20 protein-coding genes, 1 tRNA gene and 1 pseudogene are annotated in these 26,263 nt (G+C 69.1%); 9 read left to right on the forward strand and 13 right to left on the reverse strand.

Features of this window, described 5'->3' with window-relative positions:
• Positions 1-239: 239 nt before the first annotated feature.
• The 3 genes from G555_RS0116175 to G555_RS0116185 form a co-directional block, all read right to left on the reverse strand.
• Positions 240-1,619, reverse strand: a complete 1,380-nt coding sequence (locus tag G555_RS0116175; RefSeq protein ID WP_028709655.1) for a DUF4032 domain-containing protein — start codon at positions 1,617-1,619, stop codon at positions 240-242.
• Positions 1,620-1,787: 168 nt separating this feature from the next.
• Positions 1,788-2,879 (reverse strand): ABC transporter ATP-binding protein, encoded by a 1,092-nt coding sequence (locus tag G555_RS0116180; protein ID WP_028709656.1) that lies wholly within the window; start codon positions 2,877-2,879, stop codon positions 1,788-1,790.
• Between the two features lie 223 nt (positions 2,880-3,102).
• Positions 3,103-4,479 carry an L-serine ammonia-lyase gene (locus G555_RS0116185; RefSeq protein ID WP_028709657.1) on the reverse strand — a complete coding sequence of 459 codons (1,377 nt, stop codon included), beginning with the start codon at positions 4,477-4,479 and terminating at the stop codon, positions 3,103-3,105.
• Positions 4,480-4,512: 33 nt separating this feature from the next.
• On the opposite strand from G555_RS0116185, the gene G555_RS20750 reads away from it, so the two are divergent.
• On the forward strand, positions 4,513-5,373 hold the full coding sequence (locus G555_RS20750; protein WP_051209486.1) for a DedA family protein: 861 nt from the start codon (positions 4,513-4,515) through the stop codon (positions 5,371-5,373).
• Between the two features lie 129 nt (positions 5,374-5,502).
• On the opposite strand, the gene G555_RS0116195 is transcribed toward G555_RS20750, so the two are convergent.
• On the reverse strand, positions 5,503-6,534 hold the full coding sequence (locus tag G555_RS0116195) for a LacI family DNA-binding transcriptional regulator (protein WP_028709658.1): 1,032 nt from the start codon (positions 6,532-6,534) through the stop codon (positions 5,503-5,505).
• Between the two features lie 249 nt (positions 6,535-6,783).
• Between G555_RS0116195 and G555_RS0116200 the strand changes: the two genes are divergently transcribed.
• The 4 genes from G555_RS0116200 (at position 6,784) to G555_RS0116215 (ending at position 12,753) form a co-directional block, all read left to right on the forward strand.
• The gene (locus tag G555_RS0116200) at positions 6,784-8,094 is read left to right on the forward strand and encodes an ABC transporter substrate-binding protein (RefSeq protein ID WP_028709659.1); all 1,311 of its coding nucleotides are present in this window, start codon (positions 6,784-6,786) and stop codon (positions 8,092-8,094) included.
• Positions 8,095-8,173: 79 nt separating this feature from the next.
• Complete coding sequence (locus G555_RS0116205) at positions 8,174-9,157, forward strand: carbohydrate ABC transporter permease (protein ID WP_028709660.1); 984 nt, start codon at positions 8,174-8,176, stop codon at positions 9,155-9,157.
• The gene (locus tag G555_RS0116210) at positions 9,154-10,047 is read left to right on the forward strand and encodes a carbohydrate ABC transporter permease (protein ID WP_084635348.1); all 894 of its coding nucleotides are present in this window, start codon (positions 9,154-9,156) and stop codon (positions 10,045-10,047) included. The genes G555_RS0116205 and G555_RS0116210 overlap by 4 nt, the downstream gene beginning before the upstream one ends.
• A gap of 105 nt (positions 10,048-10,152) precedes the next feature.
• Positions 10,153-12,753, forward strand: a complete 2,601-nt coding sequence (locus G555_RS0116215; protein ID WP_211223293.1) for an alpha-amylase family protein — start codon at positions 10,153-10,155, stop codon at positions 12,751-12,753.
• A gap of 14 nt (positions 12,754-12,767) precedes the next feature.
• Here G555_RS0116215 and G555_RS0116220 read toward each other — a convergent pair whose 3' ends face one another.
• The 5 genes from G555_RS0116220 to G555_RS20755 all read right to left on the reverse strand — a co-directional run bounded on the left by G555_RS0116220 (position 12,768) and on the right by G555_RS20755 (position 17,682).
• Positions 12,768-13,379: a class I SAM-dependent methyltransferase gene (locus G555_RS0116220; RefSeq protein WP_028709663.1), complete on the reverse strand. Its 612-nt coding sequence runs from the start codon at positions 13,377-13,379 to the stop codon at positions 12,768-12,770.
• 430 nt (positions 13,380-13,809) lie between these two features.
• A tRNA-Thr gene (locus G555_RS0116225) sits at positions 13,810-13,882 on the reverse strand.
• Positions 13,883-14,068: 186 nt separating this feature from the next.
• Positions 14,069-15,043 carry an ABC transporter substrate-binding protein gene (locus G555_RS0116230; protein WP_028709664.1) on the reverse strand — a complete coding sequence of 325 codons (975 nt, stop codon included), beginning with the start codon at positions 15,041-15,043 and terminating at the stop codon, positions 14,069-14,071.
• 58 nt (positions 15,044-15,101) lie between these two features.
• The gene (locus G555_RS0116235; protein WP_051209488.1) at positions 15,102-16,112 is read right to left on the reverse strand and encodes an ABC transporter permease; all 1,011 of its coding nucleotides are present in this window, start codon (positions 16,110-16,112) and stop codon (positions 15,102-15,104) included.
• Between the two features lie 4 nt (positions 16,113-16,116).
• The gene (locus G555_RS20755; protein WP_051209490.1) at positions 16,117-17,682 is read right to left on the reverse strand and encodes a sugar ABC transporter ATP-binding protein; all 1,566 of its coding nucleotides are present in this window, start codon (positions 17,680-17,682) and stop codon (positions 16,117-16,119) included.
• A 402-nt stretch (positions 17,683-18,084) separates the two neighbouring features.
• Here G555_RS20755 and G555_RS0116250 point away from each other — a divergent pair, with 402 nt between their 5' ends.
• Positions 18,085-19,098, forward strand: a complete 1,014-nt coding sequence (locus G555_RS0116250) for a Gfo/Idh/MocA family protein (RefSeq protein WP_245581305.1) — start codon at positions 18,085-18,087, stop codon at positions 19,096-19,098.
• Positions 19,099-19,126: 28 nt separating this feature from the next.
• Here G555_RS0116250 and manA read toward each other — a convergent pair whose 3' ends face one another.
• Positions 19,127-20,314: a mannose-6-phosphate isomerase, class I gene (manA, locus tag G555_RS0116255; RefSeq protein WP_028709667.1), complete on the reverse strand. Its 1,188-nt coding sequence runs from the start codon at positions 20,312-20,314 to the stop codon at positions 19,127-19,129.
• 88 nt (positions 20,315-20,402) lie between these two features.
• On the opposite strand from manA, the gene G555_RS0116260 reads away from it, so the two are divergent.
• Positions 20,403-20,687, forward strand: a complete 285-nt coding sequence (locus G555_RS0116260) for a DUF3263 domain-containing protein (protein ID WP_028709668.1) — start codon at positions 20,403-20,405, stop codon at positions 20,685-20,687.
• Between the two features lie 163 nt (positions 20,688-20,850).
• Positions 20,851-22,575 carry a hypothetical protein gene (locus G555_RS0116265; RefSeq protein ID WP_028709669.1) on the forward strand — a complete coding sequence of 575 codons (1,725 nt, stop codon included), beginning with the start codon at positions 20,851-20,853 and terminating at the stop codon, positions 22,573-22,575.
• A 10-nt stretch (positions 22,576-22,585) separates the two neighbouring features.
• Here G555_RS0116265 and G555_RS0116270 read toward each other — a convergent pair whose 3' ends face one another.
• Complete coding sequence (locus tag G555_RS0116270) at positions 22,586-23,032, reverse strand: hypothetical protein (RefSeq protein WP_036923535.1); 447 nt, start codon at positions 23,030-23,032, stop codon at positions 22,586-22,588.
• 234 nt (positions 23,033-23,266) lie between these two features.
• Here G555_RS0116270 and groL point away from each other — a divergent pair, with 234 nt between their 5' ends.
• A complete protein-coding gene (gene groL / locus G555_RS0116275; protein ID WP_028709671.1) occupies positions 23,267-24,889 on the forward strand; it encodes a chaperonin GroEL in 1,623 nt (540 codons plus the stop codon).
• A gap of 546 nt (positions 24,890-25,435) precedes the next feature.
• Here the strand turns inward: groL and G555_RS23445 are convergent.
• A pseudogene (locus G555_RS23445) lies at positions 25,436-25,943 on the reverse strand (zeta toxin family protein).
• Positions 25,940-26,263: hypothetical protein (locus tag G555_RS22690; protein WP_028709672.1), on the reverse strand; the 324-nt coding region annotated here is incomplete at its 5' end. The pseudogene G555_RS23445 and the gene G555_RS22690, both read right to left, overlap by 4 nt.

Genomic DNA, 26,263 nt, shown 5'->3' on the forward strand with positions numbered 1-26,263 from the left:
AGAAGTCTAGAGGTTCGGCGCCGCCGCCTCCGCCGCGGCGTCCGTCCGGGCGCCGGTGCCGACGTGCGGTCTTTCTTACCGAATGCCGTCGGTCGGAGCGATCGGACCGCCCGGATGCGCGGTTCTGCACCCGATGCGCCCTGCAGGCGCCGTCATTGGGTACAGAAGTCCGCGGTCGGGGCTCGCTTCGGCGTGGAGCGCTCTCATAAGGTGAAAAACTCCGCCGCCGACGCCTCTCTCTAGTTCTTCGGGCCGCGCAGTCTCCGCAGGGTGTCCAGGTCGAGGACGGCGGGCTCGGTCGCGTTCTCGCCGGCGTCGTCCTCCCAGGGGTCGTACGGCGTCTCCTCGTCGTCCACGTACCCCTGCGACGGGTCGTACGGGTTGACGAGAGCCTGCGCGTCGTCGGGCTGGATGAGCGTCACGCTGTCGGCGGACAGCTCCTCGTCGGGCAGGCTCGTGAGCACGTCGTCGATGTACCCGTGCACGGCCTCGGTGAGCGGGACCTCCCGGCGTTCGCGCTGGGACTGGTACCAGCGGTAGTCGAGCACCTCGTGGTAGATCTGCGCCGGGTCGCGTTTGCCCATCAGATCCTTCGGGATCGCGTTGACGACGGGCTCGAAGCTGGTGGCCAGCCATTGGTGGGCGGCCACGGCCTCGTCGGTTCCTTGGAGGTTGTTGCGGGCGCGATAGGTGTCGAGGTCGTTGAGCAGCCGCCGCGCCTGGTTCTCCTCGGTGTCGAGGCCGGTCAGGCGCATGAGGCGTCGCGAGTGGTGGCCGGCGTCCACGACCTTCGGCTGGATCCGGATCGTCTTCCCGGCCGTGGAGATGTCGAGCTCCGCGACGTCGAAACCCAAAGCGTTGAGTCGCCGCACACGCCCTTCGATGCGGTCCAGTTCCCGCTCGGGGAACTCCTCGACGCCGGTCAGCTCGGACCACAGCTCGCGGTACCGGGTCTCGATGGTCTCGACGAGCTGCAACGGGTCGAGGGACGGGTCGAGCATCCCGCCCGCCTGCAGGTCGGAGAAGTCGCCGAAGAGGTTGGTCACCGCGATGCTCAGATCGTGCTCGCGCTGGCCGGTCGTGAGGTCGGCGTGCATCTCGCCGGTCTCGGCATCCACCAGATACGCGGCGAACTCGCCGGCGTCCCGCCGGAACAGGATGTTGGACAGCGACACGTCGCGCCACATGAACCCGATCAGATGGAGCCGGGCCAGGAGGACGACCATCGCGTCGACGAGGCGGCTCACCGTGTCCTGACGGACACCGACGGAGAACAGCGAGCGGTACGGCAGCGAGAACTGCAGGTGCCGCGTGATGAGCACCGACTCCAGTTCGCGTCCGTCGGCGCGATGACGCTGCGTGACGACCGCCAGGGGTTCGACCGCCGGGGTGCCCAACCGGGTGAGGTCCTGCAGCAGACGGTACTCGTGGAGCGCGACCGGTTCGACGATCTCTTTCGCCGCGTAGACCGACTCGCCGACACGGATGAACCGCACGACGTGCCGGGACAGGCCGCGGGGGAGCGCGACCAGGTGTTCGGTGGGCCACTCCGCCAGCGGCGTCCCCCAGGGCAGGGGGATCAGCCGCGAGTCTGGCCGCGACGACAGAAACCTGGGCACGCCCAAGTTCTACACCATGCCGGCGCCCCTGCCCCATGGAGTCCGGCGGCGAAGGCGGAGAGACACGCCGGACGGGCGAAGGCCCCGGCGATGCCGGGGCCTTCCTCACAGTCGCGTGGTGGTGATGCGCCTGCCGCCGGCTCGTGCTCGACGGCGGAGCGGCGCGGTCTACAGCCGGTTCTGCGTCTTCTCCGAGAAGACGTGGACGGCGTCGGCATCCCGGGCGGCGAGCTTGACGACCGAACCCATCTGCGGCGACTGACGGGTCGAGACGCGGGCGACGAGCTGCTGCCCCGCGGTGCCGTCGGCCTGCTCGTCGCCGACGAGGGTGCCGTACACGTAGCCGTCGGCCCCGGTCTCCTCGACGACGCTGACCTCGAGGCTGATGCCGTCGTCGGCGATCGTGAAGTTCTCGGGACGGATGCCGATGATGAGCGTCGTCTCGTCGCCGGCCTTGGCCAGCGTGTCGCGGGGGACGGGGACGACGTAGTCGCCGACCCTGACACCGCCCTCGGTGACTGTGCCGGTCAGCAGGTTCATGGCCGGCGAACCGATGAAGCCGGCCACGAAGACGTTGACCGGCTTGTCGTACAGCGCCATCGGGGTGTCGACCTGCTGCAGGAGGCCGTCCTTGAGGACCGCGACGCGGTTGCCCATGGTCATGGCCTCGACCTGGTCGTGCGTGACGTACACGGTCGTGACACCCAGCTTGTTCTGCAGGGACGCGATCTGCGTGCGGGTCTGGACACGCAGCTTGGCGTCGAGGTTCGACAGGGGCTCGTCCATGAGGAAGACCTGCGGCTCGCGGACGATCGCGCGGCCCATGGCGACGCGCTGCCGCTGGCCACCGGACAACGCCTTCGGCTTGCGGGCGAGGAAGTCCTTGAGCCCGAGCAGATCGGCGGCGGCGGCGACGCGGCGCTCCCGCTCGTCCTTGGGCACGTTCTGCATCTTGAGCGCGAAGCCCATGTTGTCGGCCACGGTCATGTGCGGGTAGAGCGCGTAGTTCTGGAACACCATCGCGATGTCGCGATCCTTGGGCGGCAGGTGGGTGACGTCGCGGTCACCGATCCAGATGGAGCCCGAGTTGACCTCCTCCAGCCCGGCGAGCATACGCAGCGAGGTGGTCTTGCCACATCCCGAGGGTCCGACGAGAACCATGAACTCGCCGTCGCCGATCTCGAGGTTCAGCTTGTCGACCGCCGGACGGTCGGCACCCGGATAGACCCGGGTTGCATCCCGGAAGCTGATAGTTGCCATTTTCTTGTATAGCCCTTTCCACGGGCAGGTACGTGCCCGACGATCCGTAGTGGAAAAAACGCGACTGCAAAACGCATCCTGCCACGCCGCGGGGGCAGCTTCAACGAAACGCGAATTCTCCTTGAACGTTGGGGTCCGGCCGATGGCCCTGCCCGGGGCCCGCCGCGCGGACGCCTCCGGGGCGTCGCGGCCGCCGTCCCGAAAGGCCGTCGGCGAGGATCGCTCAGCACTCCACCAGGTTCACGGCCAGACCACCGAGCGAGGTCTCCTTGTACTTGCGGGACATGTCCCTGCCCGTCGCCATCATCGTCGCGATGACCTGGTCGAGCGACACCTGCTGTCGTTCCCGCAGCAGCGCGAGCCGGGCGGCCGCGATCGCCTTCAGGGCGGCCATCGCGTTGCGCTCGATGCACGGAATCTGCACGAGCCCGCCCACGGGGTCGCAGGTGAGGCCGAGGTTGTGCTCCATGCCGATCTCGGCCGCGTTGGTGACCTGCTGGGGACTCCCCGACAGGATCTGCGCGGCGCCGGCGGCCGCCATCGAGCATGCGGTGCCGACCTCGCCCTGACAGCCGACCTCGGCGCCCGAGATCGATGCCGTCGCCTTGTACACCAGGCCGATGGCGCCGGCGGCGAGCAGGAAGGACGCGATGGACTTCTCCGAGCTCCCGGGCACGAACCGGACGCAGTAGCTCAAGACGGCGGGGATGACGCCTGCGGCACCGTTCGTCGGGGCGGTGACGACACGCCCGCCCGCGGCGTTCTCCTCGTTCACCGCCAACGCCCACAACGTCACCCAGTCCACGCCCGCGAACTGGTCCGGCAGTCCGCGCTCGCGGCCCTGAGAGGCCTCCAGGTGGCGGCGGAAGGAGGCCGCGCGCCGTTGGACCCCCAGCCCGCCGGGCAGCGTGCCGTCGGTCGACACGCCGGCGGCGATGCAGGCGTCCATCGTGTCCCACACCTCCCTCAGGCGGTGCAGGACCTCCTCGCGGGGGCGGAGCGCGCACTCGTTGGCGAACATCACCTCCGGGATCGTGCGGTCGCTGCAGTGGGCGAGGAGTTCGGCGGCCGTCCGGAACGGGAACGGGACCGTCGCCGGCGTCTGCGGAGGCCGCACGGGGAGCCCGTCGGGACCCGCTTCGCGGATCTCGCCGCCGCCGATCGAGAAGTACGTCCGCTGGGCGAGGATGCGGCGCCCCGCCCAGGCGGTGAGCCGGAGGGCGTTCGGGTGGCCCGGCAGCGTTCGGCGATGGAACACGATGTCGTCGGGAGAGAAGTCGATCTCCGGGCCGGGGCGGGACGTCGCCCGGCCGAGCCGCAGCCGTCCGGTGGCGGCGATCTCATCGCTGCGTCGGCGCGCGGCCACCGGATCGAGCGTGCGCGCGTCCTCGCCCTCCAGTCCCCACTCCACGGCCCGGTCGGTGCCGTGCCCCCTCCCCGTCGCGCCGAGGGAGCCGTAGAGGTCGACGGTGACCCTGGTGACGTCGGCGGGCGCAGCGAGCCCGCCGGTGAACCGCGCCGCGGCCGCGAGCGGTCCCATCGTGTGCGAACTCGACGGGCCGATGCCGATGGTGAACAGGTCGAACACGGAGCCGGACATGCTCCGATTCTGCCCCCGGCTATCCTCAGGCGCATGGTCGCCGATCCAACCGAGCCGTCGCCGGACGTCATCGATCCCGTCGCGCCCGCGCCCGACGGCGGCCTGCCCGGTGGCGACGAGCCCCGATCGCCCGCCACGGCGGATGCCACGGACGGGGCGCCCGCGGCCGACGACGCGGAGATCGAGCACTGGTGGCAGGCCGAGGGCATGCCGTGGCAGGGGCGCAAACCCGGGCGCCGCGACATCGCGTGCATGGCGCTGATCTTCGCGGTCGCGGCGTATTCGCTGGTGATGCTGCCGCTGCGTCCGGTGATGCTCGGCTTCACCCCCCATCTGCTCGCCGGGCTCGGCTATCGCACCGGCGTCGTCATGATCGGCGCGCTCGCGGCCACGGGTGACCCGTGGTGGCCACTGCTGCTCGTGCTGGCCTCCCTCATGGCGATGAAGTTCGACTGGATCTACTGGTGGGCCGGCAAGCTGTGGGGCCGGGGCATCATCGAGATGTGGTCCGGGCGCTCCGCCCGGGCGCGGAAGCGCAATGCCCGCGCCGAGCGGCTCGCCCTGAAGTACGAGACGCTCGCGATCCTGCTCACCTATCTGCCGATCCCGCTGCCGGCGGCGGTCATCTACGCCGTCCTGGGGTGGGCGGGCACCAGCCTGCGCAAATTCCTCGTCGTGGACGCGATCGGCGCGGTGCTCTCGACGGCGGCCTACATGGGGCTGGGGTTCCTCCTCGGCGCCCCCGCGGTCCAGCTCATCGAGCAGTACAACACGTACCTGTGGTACGTGAGCCTCGCGATCGTCGTCGTCATGGTCGGCAGCGTCATCCTCAACGAGCGCCGGCGGGCCCGTGCCCGCGACACCGATGACGAGACGACGGTCACCGAGAGCTAGTCCGCACCGGTCGCGGGCGACGCTTTCGGCCGCCGATCCGCGCCCGCGGGTCCGCAGCGTCCCGCGCCCGGCGTCGCGCGGGTCCCCGGGCCGCGCGGCACGGTGTCACGCCGTTCCTGCGCGGCGGCGTCACTGTCCGGGAGGGGGCAGGGTGGACGAGCGCTGGACCAGTGGGCAGGGCAGGAGCGTGCGGGCCGGCAGGGACGACACGGTGGAGCTCAGCGCGTGCGTCGCGGCGAGCCGTCCCATCTCGTAGAAGGGCAACCGCACGGTGGTGAGGCTCGGTGCGATGTCGGCAGCCAGCGGCTCGTCGTCGTACCCCACGACCGACACCTGCTCGGGCACCCGGATGCCCAGCCGGGCGAGGGCGAGGTAGGCGCCACCGGCCATCTGGTCGTTGCCCATGATCAGGGCGGTGGGGCGCCGTCCCTTTCGGCTCATGAGCTCGTAGGTCAGTTCGTATCCGGAGTCGAGCCGGTAGTTCCCGGTCAGGACCGTGGCCTCGTCGGGGTCGCGATCGGCCGCGACCAGCGCCGCGCGGAACCCGGCGATCCGCTTCTTCGTGGCCCACGCGCCGGGTCGTCCGGTGAGGAACGCGATCCGCTCGTGCCCGAGGCCGAGAAGGTGCTCGACGGCGGCGCGTCCTCCACCCTCCTCGTCGGGCAGCACGGCCGGGATGCGATCGTCCTTGGTGAAGGCGTTGACCAGCAGGACGGGGACGTTCTTGGGTGTGCTGGGGAAGGCCACCTTCCGGGTTCCGACCGACGCGTAGATCACCGAGTCGACCTGGCGGTCGAGCAGATCGTGGAGCGCGTTCTTCAGCCGGGAGGGGTTCCGCGTGGTGTTGACCATCAGCATCAGCGAGTTGCGCTCCCAGGCGGTGTCGTGGATGCCGGAGATGAGTGGGCCGGAGAAGTTGTGGGTCGCGATGTCCTCGGTGATGAAGCCGATCGTGTGGGACTGGCCGAGGCGCAGGCTCTGGGCGGCCCGATTGGGGCGGTAGCCGAGCTGCTCCACGGCGGCGAGGACGCGGGCGCGCGTCTCGGCGCTGATCTTCGCGTCCCGGCCCGACAGGACCAGTGACACGGTCGTCGGCGACACGCCGACCACTTTGCCCACGTCGAGCAGTGTGGGGCGGGACGCCCCGGCCGACTCCGCCACTGGGCAACTCCTTTCCCCGCTGGTTCACCGTCCGTTGTGACCCGCTGAGCACGGTACCCGCGTGGTTGCACGGTCTCATGCCCTTCAGTGCCGGCTCGCAGGGTAGCCGTAACGATTGGATAACGAACACCATTCCAGCTTGACTGCTCACTTGTTGGGGGACAGTCTGCTGGCTAAATCGATTTACCTCGCAGCGTGGCGAGCGTTACGCTGCACATCTGTTCACGTCGATGGAGATGGAGGAGCAAGATGCGCAAGGCACGTATCGCAGCAGCGATGGCGATGGCAACGGCCCTGGTCATGGCGACGAGCGGTTGCCTCGGGGGTGGTGGCACCAGCCAGACCTCCCAGGAGGAGACCGCCAAGACCGAGATCACGGTCATGTACGCATTCGGCGGCGAGCAGAACACAGCCTTCCGCAAGGACCTGGACGCGTGGGCGTCGCAGAACGGGCTGAAGATCAACTACATCCAGTCCGACACCTTCCCGGCGCTGATCCAGTCGAAGGTCGCCTCCGGCGATGTCCCCGACATCGCCATCTTCCCGCAGCCGGGCATTCTCAAGGGGCTGGCGGAGAAGGGCAAGCTGGCCAAGCTGTCCACGCAGACCGACGTCGAGTCGATCAAGGCCGACATCCTGCCCGGCTTCCTCGACGCCGCCACCGTCGACGGCGAGGTGTACGGCGCGCCGATCTCGATGAACGTCAAGAGCCTGTACTGGTACAGCAAGAAGAACTTCGCCGCGAAGGGCTACACCGTCCCCAAGACCGAGGCAGAGCTCGAAGCGCTGATCGAGAAGGTCAAGGCCGACGGCGTGGCGCCGGTCTGCTACGGCATGGAGTCCGGTTCGGACACCGGCTGGCCCGCCACGGACTGGATCGAGGACTACATGCTCCAGACCAACGGCGCCGAGGTGTACGACAAGTGGGTCAACCACGAGGTGAAGTTCGACAGCGACGAGGTCCGCAAGGCGTTCGACGTCTACACCAAGATCATCATGACCGACGGCAACGTGTACGGCGGCGCGAAGAAGTCGGCGTCCGTGGCCTTCGCCACCGCGCTCAACCCGATGTTCGGCGACAGCCCGAAGTGCTACTTCGGCAAGCAGGGCAACTTCATCACCCAGAGCGGGTTCTTCCCCGACGCCATCAGCAAGAACCTCGACGAGGAGGTCGGCGTCTTCGAGACCCCGACCGTCAACGGTGAGCATCCCGTGCTCGGCGGCGGCGACCTGGCCGCGGCGTTCACGATGAACGACAAGAACGTCAAGAAGGTCATGGACTTCCTGACCAACGACGCCAGCTTCGGCACCAACCTCGCCGCGACCGGGTCCGTGCTGTCGCCGCACAAGTCGTTCGACGCCAGCAAGTACCCGAACGACACGATCCGCGAGGTCGTGACGATCGCGCAGAATGCCACGGTGTTCCGCTTCGACGGCTCCGATCAGATGCCCGCGGCGGTCGGCGCCAAGTCCTTCTGGACGAACATGGTCGACTACACCTCCGGAACCCAGGATCTCACCGCGACGCTGAAGGCGATCGACGCCTCCTGGCCGTCCTGATCATCCGTTCCTCGATCACCCGTCCGAGTGGCCCGGTTGGCAGACCGGGCCACTCGGCTCCAATCGAAAGGACCCACCCATGATCGAGAAAGCCGGCGGCGCGCTGCTCGCGGTGATCATCGGCCTGGCGGGAGCCGTCGTCCTCTTCTGGCTGCTGGACCGGCTGGTCCACCTGCTGCCCGGCAAGTGGGAGGAGCGGCTCAAGCCGTACGCCTACCTGCTGCCGGCCGTGGCGGCCATCGGACTGTTCCTGATCTACCCGGCCGTCACGACGGTCTACGCCAGCTTCCTGAACGACGACTCGACCGAATGGGTCGGCGTCAAGAACTACGTCGGGCTGTTCGGCAGCGAGCCGTTCCTCTCGGCGCTGGTGAACAACGTCCTGTGGATCGTCTTCGTCCCTGCGAGCATCGTCGCGCTCGGCATGCTCGTCGCGGTTCTCGCCGACAAGATGCACCCCACCGGCGAGAAGATCGCGAAGTCGTTCATCTTCCTGCCCATGGCCATCTCCATGGTCGGTGCGTCGACGATCTGGCGGTTCATCTACGCCTACCGCCCCGAGGGCGAGGCCCAGGTCGGTGTCCTCAACGCCATCGTGATGGCCTTCGGCGGGGAGCCGCAGGCGTGGCTGCAGATCGAGGACTTCCGGTTCAACACCGCGCTGCTGATGATCGTCTACATCTGGACCCAGGTCGGCTACGCGATGGTGCTGCTGTCCGCAGCGATCAAGGCCGTGCCCGAGGACACCATCGAGGCGGGCCGGATCGACGGTGCCGGCGAGGTCGCGATCTTCTTCCGGATCATCGTCCCGCAGGCGTGGCCGACCGTCATCACGGTCTTCATCACCGTCCTGATCGGCGTCATGAAGGTCTTCGACATCGTGTTCGCGATGACCAACGGCAACTTCAACACCGACGTGATCGGCAACGCGTTCTTCAACGCTCTGTTCTTCGAGATGAGCCAGGGGCGAGCGGCGGCCATCGTGGTCGTCCTCATGGTCGCGGTGATCCCGATCATGGTCTACCAGGTCCGTCAGTTCCGTAAGCAGGAGGCCAACTCGTGACCACCGCAGTCATCCCCGCACCGGCGAAGAAGGACGATTCCAAGGACAAGCGGCGCGGCCGGGCCGGCTGGCTCATCGAGACGATCGTCGTCCTGCTCTGCGTGGCCTGGACGATCCCGACGCTGAGCCTGGTCATCACGTCGTTCCGCCCGCCCGAGCTGGCCGACAACTCCGGCTGGTGGACGTGGTTCGCCAACCCGTTGCAGCTCACCCTGGACAACTATCAGGGCGTCCTGGACAACGCGTCGAACCCGATGGGCACGGCGTTCGTGAACAGCCTCGCCATCGCCGTCCCGTCGACGATCATCCCGATCCTCATCGCCGCGTTCGCCGCGTACGCCTTCACGTTCATGGAGTTCCGGGGGCGCGACGTCCTGTTCATCATCGTGGTCGGGCTCCTCGTCGTGCCCAACCAGGTGGCACTCGTCCCCCTCTCGGTGCTCTTCGAGCAGTGGGGCCTGCAGGGGCAGTTCGTCACGGCGTGGCTGGCACACGCGGGCTTCGGAATGCCGCTGGCCGTGTACATTCTGCGCAACTACATGGCCACCCTGCCCAAGGCGGTCACCGAGTCGGCGAAGATCGACGGCGCCTCGCACTTCCAGATCTTCTGGCGGCTGATCGTCCCCATGTCGTGGCCGGCGCTCGCGTCGTTCGCCATCTTCCAGTTCTTGTGGGTCTGGAACGACCTCCTGGTGGCGCTGATCTTCATCGGCCCCGGCGAGAACCAGCCCATGACCATCGCCCTGGCAAGCCTGCTGGGGACCCGCGGCGTGGGGTGGCAGCTCCTCACCGCAGGCGCATGCCTGACCATGCTCGTGCCGCTGATCGTGTTCCTGTCGCTGCAGCGGTTCTTCATCCGCGGCCTCACCGCAGGGGCCGTCAAGGGCTGAGCTCGGGCGGATGTGCCCGGCGTCCTCCGGTCCCGCACGGCGGGCCGGGGGACGCCCGATGTCCGGTACCGACCCCTCCGGGGACTGCGCGAAGGAAGGACGGAGATGGAGTCTGACGAGCTGACGGGGATGACCGGGATCCCGACCGGCGACATGCCTGGGGACAAGGTGCAGATCACGCAACGGCACGTGGACGGCGCGCGGGCGATCCTCCCCAGGCTGAACGCGCTGCTGGCGCCCGTGCTGGCCGACCCGGCGCGGCGCGCGGTGGTGGCGGTCCATGGCGGGTCGGGAGTCGGCAAGTCCGAGATCGGGGCGCTCCTGGCCCATCACCTGCGCCAGCGGGGAGTCGGCGCGTACGTCCTGTCGGGAGACAACTACCCGCGCCGTATCCCTGCCGCGAACGACGCCGAGCGGCTCTGGCGGTTCCGCGTCGCGGGGGTGCGGGCGCTTGCCGCGTCGGGCGCGTACGGCGCCGAGGAGAAGGCCGCGCTGGCCGCGCTCCAGGCTGCCGGGCAGGACGCCGACCGTGCGCTGTCGTACCGGCACCCATGGCTCCGGGTGTACCAGCGCGCCGGCGGGGCGGCGCTGCGCCGGTACATCGGAACACCTGACGAGATCGACTTCGACGAGGTGAACGGCATCCTCGACCGCTTCCATGCAGGGGCGGCCACCCTCACTCTCAAACGCATGGGTCGCACGCCGGATCATCTGTGGTACGACGACGTCGACGTGTCGGGTTCGCGCGTCATCGTCCTCGAATGGACGCACGGCAACAGCGCGTTCCTGCGGGGCGTCGACATCTCCGTCCTCCTCCACAGCACGCCGGAGGAGACGCTCGCCCATCGGCGCGCCCGCGCCCGTGACGGTGCCATCGACAGCCCGTTCACCACGTTCGTCCTCGGCATCGAGCAGGAGTTGCTGGGGGCCCGGGCCGCGCAGGCGCAGATCGTGCTCAGCCGATCGGGCGAGTTGATGGACGAGGCCGGCCGGGCCCGTCTCGCGAGCAGGCCCCTGCCGGACGCGGGCCCGCTGCTCAACGTCTATCCCGACAGTCTGGCCGGGCGCCTCGCCGGGACGGTGGACCTCGTCCGGCACCCGGCCGTGGCCGGCGCGTTCGCCTCGGTCTACCTGCTGCCGAGCGTGTTCAACACCGACCTCGACCGAGGCTTCTCGGTCATCGACTACTCGCTGAGCCGTGGCCTGGTCGGTGACGACGACCTGCCGGCCCTCGCCGCGGCGGGCCTGGACCTGAAACTCGACGTCGTCCTCAATCACGCGTCCGTCCTCTCGCCGCAGTTCCAGGATCTCCTGGCCCACGGACAGGACTCGCCCTACGCCGACTTCTTCATCGACTGGAACGCCTTCTGGGAGGGTTACGGGGAGATGACCCCCGGCGGGTACGTCCAACCCCGCCCCGAGATCATCGCCGACATGTTCTTCCGCAAGCCGGGGCTGCCGATCCTGATGGTGCGGATGCCCGACGGCCAGGAGGTGCCCTACTGGAACACCTTCTATCAGGAGGTCCGGTACTCCGTCCCCGACGTGACGGACCTCATGTCGGCGGCCGGACTGCAGTACCGCGGCGCCGAGGTTCTGGCCGGGCGCGTCGCGGCCGCCCTCGAGTCCGACGAGGGGCCCGGCGGTGTCGACTTCACAGGGTTCGAGGACGTCCGGGACGTGGTCGTGGACCTGCTGGAGTCGCGGCGGCGCTACCTCGGGCAGATGGACCTCAACATCGCATCGGACAAGGTGTGGGAGTTCTATGCCGACGTCTTGGACACGCTGGCGTCCTACGGCGCGTCGATCGTCCGCCTGGACGCGTTCGCGTACGCGCCCAAGGAGCCCGGCGCGAGGAACTTCCTCAACGAGCCCGGCACCTGGGACCTGCTGGCCCGGGTGAGGGAGCTGGCCGATGCCCGGGGGCTCACGCTGCTGCCCGAGATCCACTCCCGCTACGACGAGGGCGTCCACGAGCGGATCGCGGAGCAGGGCTTCCTGACCTACGACTTCTTCCTGCCGGGTCTCGTCATCGATGCGTTCGAGCGGCGCGACGGGACGGTCCTGCGGCGCTGGGCGGACGAACTGGTCGGCAAGCGGCTGCGCACCGTGAACATGCTCGGCTGCCACGACGGGATCCCGCTGCTGGACCTGCGGGGGCTGCTGGACGACGACCGGATCGACGAGCTCATCTCGACCGTCGTGGCGCGAGGTGGCCACGTGAAGGACCTGCACGGGCAGAAGCAGGTGTACTACCAGGTGAACGCGACGTACTACAGCGCGCTCGGGGAGTCGGACGCGCGGCTGCTGCTGGCGCGGGCCATCCAGGTGTTCATGCCCGGCAAGCCACAGGTGTGGTATCTGGATCTGTTCGCCGGTCCCAACGACCACGCGGCGGTCGAACGCGCCGGGGCGGGCGGGCACAAGGAGGTCAACCGCACCAACCTCACCGCCGCCGAGGTCGCGGCCGGGCTGACGCGGCCGGTCGTCCGGCGGCAGCTCGACCTGTTGCGGTTCCGCACCACGTTTCCGGCGTTCGGGTTCGACGCGTCCTGCGAGGTCGGCGGCGAGGAACCGCACGAGGTGCGCCTCACCTGGCGTCGCGGTGGCTACACGGCCGAGCTCGCAGCGGATCTGGCGCGCGAGTCGTTCACGGTTCGCGGGTTCGGGCCCGACGGCGACGAGGTGTACGCGTTCGAGGCGTAGGCGCCGGCGCGGCGTCAGGCGGCCGCGGGGGAGCCGAACAACGCGACGATGAATCCGCTGGTGCCGGGGTAGGGGAGCAGATCCCAGGTCGAGAACAGGTGATGGCGGACGAGCCGGGCCTGCTCGGCGTCGGCGAGGAACTCGTCGAACTCGTACCCGCGACCGGCGCCGAAGCCGACGACAAGTCGTCCGGTGGGGGCGAGCGCGGCGCCCAGGTGGGAGAGTACGGCGACGCGGGTGGCCGGGTGCAGGAACGTCATCACGTTGCCGGCGCACAGGACGCCGTCGAAGTCGCCACCGACGCCCGCGGCCGGCAGGTCGGCCAGGTCTCCGACGACCCAGGTCGCCCCGGGCGCGACGCGGGTCGCTTCGGCGATGAGGGCGGGGTCGATGTCCACGCCGACGACGCGGTGTCCCACTCGAGCCAGCTCGCTGCCGTGCCGGCCGGGGCCGCATCCCGCATCCAGCACCCGCCCACCGCGGGGCAGGAGCGCGTCCAGGAAGCGGGCCTCCCCGAGAAGGTCGACGCCCTGTGCGGCGAGCATGGTGAAACGGTCGATGTAGCGCTGGGAGTGAGAGGGGTCGTTCGCGACGACATCCTCCCAACGGCTGCGGTAGCGCGTCATGACACCTCTCGTCTCGGTGGGGCGGCCCCGGATCGGTGGAGCCTGCGGCGATGAGTCCGGTGCGTCGCCCTCTCGAACGCGAACGCCGGGCGTGCCGCGCCGACCGGGTTCGAGCAAGCATTGCACGACACCGGACGCGGTGCCGAGTCTGCGACCGGGCTGCGGACGTTCCCGAGGTCTTCGGCGGCGACGGTGTCGGCACCAGGGGATCGGGACGACTGCCAGGTTGTGCGGCATACCGGCCCCGGTTTCGCGACTCGCGAGAGGTGACCGCCACCTTGCGAGGCATACGCCCCCCGGATCCGGGGACATAACCCGTGCAAGGTGGCGGTCAGCCCGTGCCGACCGGGCGACGAGGCTGGTATGCCGCACAACCTGGCGGTCACCCGTGCCCGGGACCGGCACCGCGCGATCGCGCGTTCGGCGACGGAGCCTCCGACAGGGTTCGAACCCGCGACCGTCCGCTTACAAGGCGGATGCTCTACCAGCTGAGCTACGGAGGCAGTAGCGCGGATATTGTCGCACGACCCGGCCGGGTCGGCGTATCCGGTTTCGTCGCGGCGGATGCGGCCGGCGGGCGACGAGACGGACGGGTCGTCCGGGCGAGGCCGACCATGTGGCTGCGGAAAGGACAGTGGTCCCGCCGGACGAACCGGCGGGACCACCTGGGAAGGGGAGCAGCGGCGGGATCAGCTGTCGCCGAGGACCTTCTTCACCTCGTCGGAGTTCATGTTGTCCTTGGTGACCCACACGGACTCGGAGACGATCGTCTTCGACGAGGGCTGCGTGCCCTTCGATGCCTCGACGAGGATCTGGACCGTCTTGTAGCCGATGTTGTACGGGTTCTGGGTGACGATGCCGTCGATCTCGCCCGACGTGATGAGGGTCAGGACGTCGGGCGACGCGTCGACGCCCACGACCTTGGTGTTCATCCCCTTGGACTTGACCTCGTCGGCGATGGCGATGGTCGAGTCGTCATCGGTGCCGAAGAAGCCGACGAGGTTCGGGTGCGCCTGGAGGATGCCCTGGGCCTTGTCGCGCGACTTCGCCGGGTCGGACTCGCCGTTCTGGACGTCCACGATCGTGATGTTCGGCGCGTTCTTCTGGATCCACGTCTTGAAACCGTCGCGACGAGCGGCGGCGGTGCCGGTCTCGCCGTGGGCGACGATGGCGACCTCGCCGGTGGAGCCGATCAGCTTCGCCAGCTCCTCGGCCGCCTGCGCGCCGATGCCCGAGTTGTCGGACGCGACGGTGGTGATCGGCACATCGCTGGCGTTGAGCGGCGTGTCGAAGGCGACCACCGGGATGCCGTCGGCCTTCGCCTGGTCGAGGATCGCCGGCGCGCCGTCCTGGGCGCTGTCCTGGGGTGCGAAGCCGATGCCTGCGGGCTTGTCGTTGACCGCGGACTGCAACTGGTTGAGCTGCTTGTCACCCTCGCTCTCGGTGTCGGGACCGTTGAACGACACCTCGACGCCGAGGTCGGTGCCGGCAGCCATCGCGCCGTTCTTGACCATGGTCCAGTAGTCGGAGGCGTTCGCCTTGGCGATCAGCGCGATCTTCGTGCTGCCGGACGAGCCGGAGGTGCCTTCCGTCGGGCTGCCGCTGCAGGCCGACAGGGACAGGGCGAGCGCAACGCTCGCGACGCCCACGAGTAGTTTCTTCATCGACTTACTCCTTCATACATGTGCGATGGTTTTCCGATTTCGGGGATCCGGCACCGGCTCACTCTTCCTTGCCTCCGCGGCGAACGATGTCGACGAAGACCGCCACGAGGACGACGGCACCCAGCACGACCTTCTGCCACTGGTCCTGGACGCCCATGACCGTGAGCCCGTTGAAGATGGTCTGGATGGTGACGGCACCGATCACGGCGCCGAAGATCGACGCGCGGCCGCCGCGCAGCGATGTGCCGCCGATGACGGCCGCCGCGATGGCGTACATCTCGTAGCCCTGTCCGAGGGTGGGCTGGGCGGCCGAGAGCCGCGACGACATGAGGATGCCGGAGATGCCGGTGAAGATGCCGCAGATCACGTAGGCCAGGACCTCCCAGCGGGCGACGTTGACGCCCGAGATCCGCGTGGCCTCCTTGTTGGAGCCGATGGCCAGCGCGTAGCGGCCGACGACGGTCTTGTTCATGACGATGCCGGCGATGATCGCGAGCAGGACCAGGATGATCACGCCGTTGGGGACGCCGGGGATCACCTGCCCGATGGCGATGAGCTCGTACCCCTCGACGGCCCGCAGGGAGACGGTCTTGCCGCCGGCCAGCACGAGGGCCGCACCCCAGCAGACCATCATCATCGCCAGTGTGGCGATCATGGGTTGCATCTTCAGATAGGCGATGAGCGTGCCGTTGATCAGGCCGAGCAGGGCGCCGGCGGCCAGCCCGCCCAGGATGCCGACCCAGATGGGCAGGTTCCCGAACTCTGTCGAGATGATGAGGGCCGTGATGACCGAGGTGGCCGCCATGCCCAGCCCGGGCGTCAGGTCGATGCCGCCGGTGGCGATCACGAAGGACAGCCCCAGTGCCTGGACGCCGGTGACCACGGACGCGAGCAGCAGTGAGGAGATGTTCGACCAACTGGCGAAGTTCGGCCGCATGATCGTGAAGAACACCGCGAGCACGATGACGACGAGAAGGACCATTCCCTGTTGCAGGAAGACCTTGTAGCGATCCGGGACCAGGAACCGGGTCGCGGACACGTCGGCGGTTGACGGGGTAGCGGCGCTCATTCTCTCAGGCCTGCCTCTCGATATCGACGGATTCGAACTGGGTGGCCAGTTCCATGATCTTCTCCTGGGTTGCCTCGGCGTTGTCGAGGACGCCGGTGATGCGGCCGTTGCACATGACGGCGATGCGATCGGCCATGCGCAGCACCTCCTCCATCTCGGAGGAGATCATGATGATCGACTTCCCCTCCTCCTTCGTGAGCCGGTCGAGCAGGTCGTAGATCTCCTGCTTCGCCCCGACGTCGATGCCTCGCGTGGGCTCGTCGAAGATGAGGATGTCGCAGTCGCGCAGCAGCCATTTCGCAAGCACGACCTTCTGCTGATTGCCGCCGGACAGGTTGCGCACGAGTTGGCGCACCGACGGTGTCTTCGTGGACAGGGTCTTGACCCACGTGGCGGCCGAGGTGCGCATGTCCGCGTCGCGCAGCAGGCCGAACCTCATGAACGAGGTGATCGAGGCCAGCGTCGTGTTCGCGGCCACGTCCTGGCGCAGGATGAGGCCGTAGCGCTTCCTGTCCTCGGAGAGGTAGCCGATCCCGAGACGGACGGCGTCGCCCGGATTGGAGATCCTGACGGGACGCCCGTTCATGGTGACCTGCCCGCTCGACGTGGGGTCGGCGCCGATGAGGGCTCGCGCGGTCTCGGTCCGGCCGGCTCCCATGAGGCCGGCGAAGCCGAGGATCTCGCCGCGCTCGAGGGTGAAGCTGACGTCCTTCAGCAGGGGCTGCGTCGACAGTCCCTCGACCCGCAGGACCGGCTCGGTCGCCGCCCGGGGCTCGGGTCGGACATCGGAGGCGATCTTGCGGCCGACCATCATGTGGATGATCTCGGGGATGGTGAGGTCGTCCATGGGCTGGCTGTCCACCAGCTCGCCGTCGCGCAGAATGGTGACCCTGGTGGCGATCTTCTTGATCTCCTCCATTCGGTGGGAGATGTAGACCACGGCCGTCTCGGGCGTCACGAAGCCGGAGATGATGCGGAAGAGCGTCTGTACCTCGGTCTCGGTGAGCGCCGCCGTCGGCTCGTCCATGATGAGGACCGAGGAGTCGAAGGAGAGCGCCTTGGCGATCTCGACCATCTGCTGCTGCGCCACGGTGAGGCGGCCGACCTGGATCTTCGGGTCGATCTGGACGCCGAGTCGTTCCAGGAGCTCTGCGGCCTGCCTGTTGAGGGCGGCGTCGTCGTTCAGGACTCCGCCGGGGAGCTTGGGTTCCCGTCCGATGAAGATGTTCTGCGCCACGGTCAGGTGGTTCATGAGGAAGAACTCCTGATGGATGACGCTGATCCCGGCCAGGTGCGCCGACAGGGGCGTGGGCAGGGTGATCGGCTTGCCCCGTTGCAGGACCTCTCCGCCGTCGGGCTGGTACAGCCCGGCGAACACCTTCATGAGGGTGGACTTGCCTGCGCCGTTCTCGCCGACGAGCGCGTGCACCTCACCGCCGCGGAGCGTGAAGTCCACGTTGCTCAGTGCCCTCACTCCTGGAAAGACCTTGCTGACTCCCCGTGCCTCCAGCAGTGCACCGGTGGGAGCGGTCTCAGGTTCTTGGGCGACGTCTGTGCCGACGACCGTCATCCCTCAGCCTCCTCGCTGATCTCGCCGCGCCGGCGACCCGGGTTCGTTCCCGGGCCGGGCGGCGTTGCCTGGTTGCGGTAGCGTTGCAGGCTGACGCTTTCTTTGTCAAGACAATCCCGTGAATGGATGCCTGGTTGTGCTGTGACAAGGGCGACGAGCACGGGCGGCGATGAGGCCCATGCGAGGGCTCTGCGTCGCCCTGCTCCCCGTGTCTCCGGGGCTCTCGCCCTGCGGAGTCCCATGGTCGAGGGGTTCCGCGGGTCGCGCCGGCACGGTCTCCATGCCGTCGCGGAGCCGGTGCGGGTGTTATCTTTGTGCGAACATATGATTCGGCTAGGGTCTCCAGAGAGGTAGGCCCGCCGGCGACGACGGCCGGTGCCAGGAGAGACTTCGAGGAGCGTCATGACAACCTCACCACTGCGCGTAGGAATCATCGGTCTCGGGCGGATCGGCGAGGCTCACGCCCGCACTCTGCTCGACCAGGCAGGCACGGGGACTCTGCTTCTGGCGGATGCCGATCCGGCTCGTGCCCAACTACTCGCAGCCGCCTTGGATGCCGAGGCCTGTGCCCTGACCGACATCCTCTCGCGCGTGGATGCCGTCGTCATCTCGACACCCACCTCCACGCACGCGGAACTGCTCGTGGCCGCGGCCCGGGCCGGAGTCCCGGCCTTCTGCGAGAAGCCCGTGGCGCTCGACGTGCCGACCACCCGGAGGGTCGGCGAGGTCGTCGCCACGGCAGGCACCCCCGTGCAGATCGGCTTCCAGCGGCGCTTCGACACCGGGTACGCGGCGGCCCGCGAGGCGGTCCGCGCCGGCCGCCTCGGCGAGGTCCGGCGAGTGCACATGGTCACATGCGATCCAACGCCGCCGCCCGCGGAATTCGTCCCGACCTCCGGTGGCATCTTCAAGGACTGCGGTATCCACGATGTGGACGCGCTGCGCTGGATCACCGGGACCGAGGTGCGAACGGTGTTCGCGCAGGGCGTCGCGCGGGGCGCCGGCTACTTCGGCGACGCCGGCGACAGCTCGGAGGCGGTGGCGGTGCTGACGATGAGCGACGGCGGGCTCGCCACCCTGCACCTGTCGCGGTACAACGGCCAGGGCTACGACGTCCGGATGGAGGTCGCGGGTACACAGGGAACCGTCGTCGCCGGGCTGGACGCTCACTCGGCGCTGCTGTCGGCCGAGCCCGGCGTCACCTTCCCCGACGGCGAGCCCCACGGCTGGTTCTATCCGCGGTTCCAGGCGGCCTACTCCGCCGAGCTCGTCGCGTTCCTCGACGTCGCCGCGGGCCTGGCGACCTCGCCCGCGTCGATCGCCGATGCGCTCGAGGCGCTGTACGTGTGCGAGGCACTCGCTCTTTCGCGCGACCTCGGTCGGCCCGTGGACGTGGACGAGATCCGGTCACGCTGAGCGGCCGGTCCGGGGTCGCCCGCGTTCTTCAGACCCCCGGGCCGGACATGAATGCCTGCGCATCCCCGCTCACCAGCACGGGACGATCCCCGGCGGGCAGGAACGTGGCCTCCCCCTGGCGCAGTTCGAGGCGCTCGTCGCCGGCCGCGATCTCCAGGTGCCCGGCGGTGAGCAGGACGACCCGGCCGCGGTCGGACGCCGGGACCTCGACGGCGCCGAAGGCCGGGGAGACCTCCAGCCGCCACACCTGGAACTCGGGGCACCGCCGGGCGTACGCGAAGATGCCGGGGGCGATCTCGGTGGCCACTTCGAACTCGACCGGGTGCGGCGCGAACTCCACGACCCCGACCAGCGCCGAGACGTCGATGTGCTTGGGTGTGAGCCCACCGCGGATGACGTTGTCGGAGTTGGCCATGACCTCGATGCCGGTGCCCTTGAGGTAGGCGTGCATGACGCCCGCGGGCAGGAACACGCCCTGTCCGACCGGGACGGTCACGCGGTTCATGAGGAGCGCGGCGAGGATGCCGGGGTCGCCGGCGTAGTGCTCGTCGAGTTCGACGGCGGTGCGCGCGAACTCGCCGATCGGGCCGTCGTCGTCCATGTGCTTCACGGCCGCTGCGCACACCTCGGTGACGAGATGCATCCGGTCGGCGTCCAGACTGAGGACGTCGAGGAACACTTCGGCCAGGGCGGCCGACCCCCGCCGCTCGGTGAGGGGGCCGATGACCGAGTCGAGGGAGACTCCGACGCCGAGCCCGGCGAACAACTCGGCCGTCTCGTGCGGGTCGCGGAAGCCCACGAGGGCCTCGAACGGTTCGAGGGCCACCAACAGCTCGGGCTTGGGCCAGTCGTCGCGGTAGGTGCGCTCGGGCGAGTCGAGGGGGGTCCCGGCGCCGTTCTCGAACGCGAATCCCTCCTCGGCCTGCTCGCGGGAGGGGTGCGCCTGGATGGACAGCGCCTGCGCCGCCGCCAGGATCTTCATCAGGTAGGGGAGCTTGTCGCCGAAGCGGGCGCGCGAGGCGGCACCGATGCCGGCCGGGTGCTTCTCCAGGTAGGCATCCAGCGGGACGCCCGCGAGGAGGGCCGGGGCAAGAGGGTGCGCTCCCAGCCAGTACTCGGCCTGCGGTTGACCATCAGCCTCACGCCCCAGCAGCCGGGGAATCGCGGTCTGCGAACCCCATGCGTAGTTGCGGATCCGGCCGTCGAGTCTGTCCATCACGTTCCTTCGTCGATCCGGGGCCACTCTAGCCGGGCGGCGTGCTACCTGAATGACACCGATGTCATTCACGGCTTACCATGGAGGTATGGCCCAGCCCGTTCACAGCTCGGAAACGACCGATCTCGCGCCGCTCGGTAAGGACATCCTTGCATTCGAACGGTCATGGTGGGCACAGTCGGGCGCGAAGGAGCGGGGGATCCGGGATCGGTTCGACCTCACGCCCACGCGCTACTACCAGTTGCTCAACGAACTCATCGACGATCCGGCGGCCCTCGTCGAGGACCCGCTGCTGGTGAAGCGGCTCCGCCGGCTGCGCGAGCAGCGGCGCCTCGCCAGATCGGCGGCGCGCCTCGAAACCCGCGTCCAGTAGACCGCCGAACGCTCCGGAACTGGCGGATTCCGGCGGATTTCCGGCGGTTTGGGAGCGTTCGGCGAACCGGGACGGTGGTTCCGGAGCGCTCGTCGAGGCACCGCCAGGCATTTCCTCAGCCTCCGCACACGTGCGGCACAGGGGATCTTCCTAGTCTCCCGGTGTGTCCGACGCCCTCACCTCTCCCACACCCGAGGGGGACGCCCGAGGCTGGGGCAGACCGCTCGTCGTCGTCGCCCTGCTGGCGTGGGTCGCCGGCATCGCCCTCACCACGCGCTCCGCGCTGAACGGTGACGTCACCTATACCCTCGGCGGGTTGCGCACCGCGGGCCTCGCCGGGTTCGCGGTGCAGGACATCTTCGTCGCGCGACCGGTCGCGTACCGCTTCTTCATGGCCGGACTCGACGGCGTCCGGGCCGTGTTCGTGCCGGTGACGGGCACGTTCGCGGGCGAGACGATCATCCGGCTGTCCGCCGATCTGGTCGTCGTCGCGGTCTGCGCGGTGGCGTTCGCGGGGTTGCGGCGCCACGTCGGGCGTCGCCTCGCCGCGGTCTCGGCCTTCGCGGCCGCAACCGCCCTGACCCTCGCTCCGCCCTGGCACTTCCTGCAGCCCGACTGGCTCGGCGTGGTGCTGTCCGTGCTCGCGGTGGGAGCGGCGCTCTGGCCACGGCGGTGGTGGCTGGGTGCGCTGGCCGGGGGGCTGTGCGTGATGGCGGTCGTCGCGGTGAAGCTCGCCACGGCTCCCTGGGCCGCGATGGCGCTCGTCGTGATCTTCCTCCTGGATCGTCGCCGCGCCGTCGCGACGGCCGTTTCCGGAGGGCTGCTCGTCGGCGTGTGGGCGGGCCTCATGAACGTCCTGCTGCCGTGGGAGAACATCTGGCTGTCCGACCAGGTGACGCTCGTCCAGCAGTCGCCGCTCAACCGCGGGCTGCGGCTGAGCGATCTCACGAAGCTCGCACTGCACGTCGTCGAGACCGCCGTCGTGAGCCCGGTCGTCATGACCCTGCCGGTCTCCGCGGCGGCGCTCGTGGCGAGCCGGACGTCGCGCCGGAGCCGATGGTGGACGGCGGCGGCGGTGGTCGTCCTCGGCGCATTGTCCGTCGCGTCCGGCTTCGGGCAGGGCGAAGGGCTGATGTACCACTTCGTCGGGGCGCCCGTGTTCGCGGCGATCCTGGCCGGCGTCGCGTTCGTCCGTGTCCCACGGGCGCGCATGCCGCTCGTGCTGTCGGCCGTCGTCGCCGGCGCCGCCGGGCTCGCGCTGATGGCGATGCCCGCGGACTGGCGGCTCGACCACCGCGCCACGGCGGCGGCGGTCTGTCTGGGCGTGGCTCTCGCGGGCATCGTGCTGGTCGCCTTCGCGACCCGCCGCGGGTCTCCGCGGCGTCCGTTGCGGCTGGGCGCAGGTGCCGTGCCGAGCCTGGGCGCGGCCGTCCTGTGCGCGGTGCTGGCGGTGTCGTCCATGCCGACCGCGACCTATGCCTACTCCGTGTACGACTACCAGATCACGGTGGGCGCGGTCCGCCTCAGGCGGGCCGCGGCGGCCGAGGTGCGGGACGCCATCGGCGCCGACACCCCCGTCCTGTACTTCACCTTCGGCTCGGTCGGGTACTCCATCGGCAACCCCACGCCGTGTCGCTACCCGAGCCCGCAGTGGCTGCAGCGATCGGTCACCATCGACGCGGTCACCCGGATGCGCAGCTTCGCCGACAATCTCGAGTGCCTCAGCTCCGACACCACGGCGCAATACCTCATCATCGACTCCACGTGGTTCACGCTCGACCAGGCGCCCGCGATCGTGCGTGAGCGGGTGGACGAGCTGTTCGACTGCTCGGCGGAGGCGCGGCTGACGTTCGCCTGGCGCAGCCTCGTCGCCTGCCCGCGTCGATGACGCCCGCCGGTCAGACCCGGACGGACTCTCGCCGCCGGCAGCAGGGCCGCAGCGGGACGTCCCTGTAGCCGCCGCGCTCCAGCCCGGCGCCGCGCTCGAAGTGGTTGCGGGCCGCCCGGTCGCCGGTGCGCAGCCAGGACCAGGCCATCGCCCCGACGTAGGCGGGACCGAAGAGCCAGCCCCACCGCATGTACTGGCGGGCATGGGCCGTCTCGTGGGCCACGACGTCGGGCCCGAGCCGGTCGAAGGCGGTGGGGGTGATGAGGACGTTCCCCACGGTGAAGGCACGGGCGACGGGGAACGGGAGTCGGTATCCCTCGGCCAGCCACAGGCCGTCCGGGCCACCGCGGATCCGCGCCCGTCCGAGCACGGCGATGAGCAGCCCCGCGGGTGTGGACAGGTTCCAGGCGTTGACGAAGATCCTGGCACGCGTCGCGGCGGGTGACTCCTGCTCCATGCGCCGTCCTCTCGCCGGTCTGGCGGCAGCGTACCCGTCCTCGCGGGACCGACCCCGAAACGTTTGCACTCGCGGGGGGCGAGTGCTAAACATGGACTTAGCACTCTCGGCATGAGAGTGCCATGACCGCCGAACTCGATGAGGCTCAAGCCGTCCGTCGCGGGCATCGATGAGGCGCTGACCCAGACCACGCGGGGCATGCTGCCCCAGGATGCGGGAGGACTCCCGGAACACATGGCAAAACTGATCGAATTTGACACCGAGGCGCGGCGCGCCTTGGAGCGGGGCATGAACACCCTCGCCGACGCGGTGAAGGTCACGCTCGGCCCGAAGGGCCGCAACGTCGTCCTCGAGAAGAAGTGGGGCGCGCCGACCATCACCAACGACGGCGTCTCCATCGCCAAGGAGATCGAGCTCGAGGACCCGTACGAGAAGATCGGCGCCGAGCTGGTCAAGGAGGTCGCGAAGAAGACCGACGACGTCGCCGGTGACGGCACGACGACCGCGACCGTCATCGCCCAGGCGATGGTGCGCGAAGGCCTGCGCAACGTGACCGCCGGCGCCAACCCGATGGGCCTGAAGAAGGGCATCGAGAAGGCCGTCGCCGCGATTGTCGAGCAGCTCGGCAACCAGTCCGTCGACATCGAGACCAAGGAGCAGATCGCCGCGACCGCGTCGATCTCCGCCGCCGACGCCAACATCGGCGAGATCATCGCCGAGGCGATGGACAAGGTCGGCAAGGAAGGCGTCATCACCGTCGAGGAGAGCAACACCTTCGGGCTCGAGTTGGAGCTCACCGAGGGCATGCGCTTCGACAAGGGCTACATCTCGCCCTACTTCGTGACCGACACCGAGCGCATGGAGGCGGTGCTCGACGATCCGTACATCCTGATCGTCAACTCGAAGATCTCCAACCTGCGCGACATGCTGCCTGTGCTCGAGAAGGTCGTGCAGTCCGGCAAGCCGTTGCTGGTCATCGCCGAGGACGTCGAGGGCGAGGCTCTCGCCGGCCTGATCGTCAACAAGATCAAGGGCACGTTCAAGTCCGTGGCCGTCAAGGCCCCGGGCTTCGGCGATCGCCGCAAGGCGATGCTGACCGACATCGCGATCCTGACCGGTGGTCAGGTCATCTCCGAAGAGGTCGGGCTCAAGCTGGACGCCGTGACGCTGGAACTGCTGGGCCGCGCCCGGTCGATCCGCGTGACCAAGGACGAGTGCACGATCATCGAGGGCGCCGGCGACTCCGAGCAGATCGCGGGTCGCGTGGCCCAGATCCGCAAGGAGATCGAGAACTCCGACTCCGACTACGACCGCGAGAAGCTGCAGGAGCGGCTCGCCAAGCTGGCCGGCGGCGTCGCCGTCATCAAGGTCGGCGCGGCCACCGAGGTCGAGCTGAAGGAGCGCAAGCACCGCATTGAGGACGCTGTCCGCAACGCCAAGGCTGCGGTCGAGGAGGGCATCGTCGCCGGTGGCGGCGTCGCGCTGCTGCAGGCCGCCAAGGCCGCCGAGGTCGACGGGCTCACCGGCGACGAGGCGACCGGCGCGCAGATCGTGTTCACCGCCTGCCAGGCTCCGCTCAAGCAGATCGCCGTCAACGCGGGCCTCGAGGGCGGGGTCGTGGCCGAGAGGGTCGGCGGCCTGCCCGCCGGTCAGGGTCTCGACGCGGCGACCGACCAGTACGTCGACATGGTGTCCGCGGGCATCATCGACCCGGCCAAGGTCACCCGTTCCGCGCTGCAGAACGCGGCGTCCATCGCGGCGCTGTTCCTCACCACCGAGGCCGTCATCGCGGACAAGCCCGAGAAGGCTCCCGCCATGCCCGCCGGCGACGGTGGCATGGGCGGCATGGACTTCTGATCCGCCGCCTTCGGGCAGAAACGAGCTCAGCCGCTCCCGGTTCGTCCGGGGGCGGCTGTGCCGTGTCGGAGGCGTCCTGCGAGCGGTCCGGTGCGAATGGTCCCAGCGCCACGACGTGTGGGCTCCTGGTCTCCTCAGGGCCGTTCGGCGACGCCTCATCCTTTCCGGGGCCGCTCGTCGGCGGTCTCCTCTATGCGCGAGGGCCGACGCCTTGGGCATCGACCCTCGTCAGGTGATCCGACCGCGCTGGGCGGTGGGTCCCACTCCTGCGTGGGGTCGCGAGTCGTCATGGTCGGTGGTCGGACGCACATCACCGAGCGATTCGATCGCTTCCTCCTTCGACGCGGCGGGCCGGCCTGGCTCGATCGCTCATCGCCCCCGTACGTGGCGGTGCGGAGCTCCTCGTCGACGGCGTGGCCTTGGTGGCCTCGGCCGCGGGTCTGCCAAACGCCGCCCTCGCAGCCGCAAGCGCGGATCGCGCAGGGGCACCGTCAGCCTGGAGGCTGTGCTTCTCGATCGAGGCCACGAGAGCGCGCTCCTGGGCCGTCAACGGACGCGAATGCGCACCCAACGTCTCGTAGAACCGCCCCAACGTCGAGGCCCGAGACACCTCCGGCGGCACCGCGCAACCGCATGCACCTCGAACCCCGCCTCCCGAAAGCGGCGTGCCGTGTCCAAGACCATCGTCGGCTCGCGGAACGTCCCCTCGATCAGAACCGACACCCGATGCTCCCTGGCGTACGCAACAGCGCGCGCCACCAGCGGCCCGCTGACAGCCTGGGTGACGGCCGGCATCGCCTCGGGGTCGGTCCGCTGTAACCGGTTGAAGTCTGGGTGCAGAGCACGGAAGTCATCACCATTGACAGCCACGAGGTCAACGTCATCATGCAGCGCGCGCAAACTGAGTCGCACGGCTCTTCCCCGCCCCCGGCTGACCCCCCAACGTCACCATGACCGGACGATCCTCGGCCGAGCGTCCGGCGTAAAGGTCAGGGACGACCTCGGTTCGAAAACAATCGTCCAACCACGCCTTGTCAGGAGACCACTCGGTCATACGCGGACCAGCGTGGCGACAGCCCGCTCCCGCGCGATGAACTCGGCCGCCGCCTGACGCTGCACGTGGGGATCACGGGCGTCAATCCTCTTCCGCTGCGCGATCACGTCCGCGTAAGCAGCCCACCAGCGTCGCGCCTCCTCCTCAGAGGCGGCGTGATCAGCGAGCCACACGTAGGAACCCATGAGCGACGTCCCTGCCTCCCACATCGCGTCGAACACGGCAACCGGGTCCGCACTCGCCCGCCCGGGCTCCTCGGGCACGCTGTAGCGGGCGCAGGTCCGGCGGCTGTACTCGTCGAGGCTGATCTGTCCGGCGAC

This window comes from Propionicicella superfundia DSM 22317 (assembly GCF_000423465.1).
Classification (GTDB): Bacteria; Actinomycetota; Actinomycetes; order Propionibacteriales; family Propionibacteriaceae; genus Propionicicella; species Propionicicella superfundia.

Bases quoted from the DNA above. Each gene is read 5' to 3' on its own strand.
- G555_RS0116180 (WP_028709656.1), bottom strand. From the start codon at position 2,879: ATGGCAACTATCAGCTTCCGGGATGCAACCCGGGTCTATCCGGGTGCC.
- G555_RS0116185 (WP_028709657.1), bottom strand. From the start codon at position 4,479: ATGTCCGGCTCCGTGTTCGACCTGTTCACCATCGGCATCGGCCCGTCG.
- G555_RS20750 (WP_051209486.1), top strand. From the start codon at position 4,513: ATGGTCGCCGATCCAACCGAGCCGTCGCCGGACGTCATCGATCCCGTC.
- G555_RS0116200 (WP_028709659.1), top strand. From the start codon at position 6,784: ATGCGCAAGGCACGTATCGCAGCAGCGATGGCGATGGCAACGGCCCTG.
- G555_RS0116205 (WP_028709660.1), top strand. From the start codon at position 8,174: ATGATCGAGAAAGCCGGCGGCGCGCTGCTCGCGGTGATCATCGGCCTG.
- G555_RS0116215 (WP_211223293.1), top strand. From the start codon at position 10,153: ATGGAGTCTGACGAGCTGACGGGGATGACCGGGATCCCGACCGGCGAC.
- G555_RS0116220 (WP_028709663.1), bottom strand. From the start codon at position 13,379: ATGACGCGCTACCGCAGCCGTTGGGAGGATGTCGTCGCGAACGACCCC.
- G555_RS0116230 (WP_028709664.1), bottom strand. From the start codon at position 15,043: ATGAAGAAACTACTCGTGGGCGTCGCGAGCGTTGCGCTCGCCCTGTCC.
- G555_RS0116235 (WP_051209488.1), bottom strand. From the start codon at position 16,112: ATGAGCGCCGCTACCCCGTCAACCGCCGACGTGTCCGCGACCCGGTTC.
- G555_RS20755 (WP_051209490.1), bottom strand. From the start codon at position 17,682: ATGACGGTCGTCGGCACAGACGTCGCCCAAGAACCTGAGACCGCTCCC.
- G555_RS0116250 (WP_245581305.1), top strand. From the start codon at position 18,085: ATGACAACCTCACCACTGCGCGTAGGAATCATCGGTCTCGGGCGGATC.
- manA (WP_028709667.1), bottom strand. From the start codon at position 20,314: ATGGACAGACTCGACGGCCGGATCCGCAACTACGCATGGGGTTCGCAG.
- G555_RS0116260 (WP_028709668.1), top strand. From the start codon at position 20,403: ATGGCCCAGCCCGTTCACAGCTCGGAAACGACCGATCTCGCGCCGCTC.
- G555_RS0116270 (WP_036923535.1), bottom strand. From the start codon at position 23,032: ATGGAGCAGGAGTCACCCGCCGCGACGCGTGCCAGGATCTTCGTCAAC.
- groL (WP_028709671.1), top strand. From the start codon at position 23,267: ATGGCAAAACTGATCGAATTTGACACCGAGGCGCGGCGCGCCTTGGAG.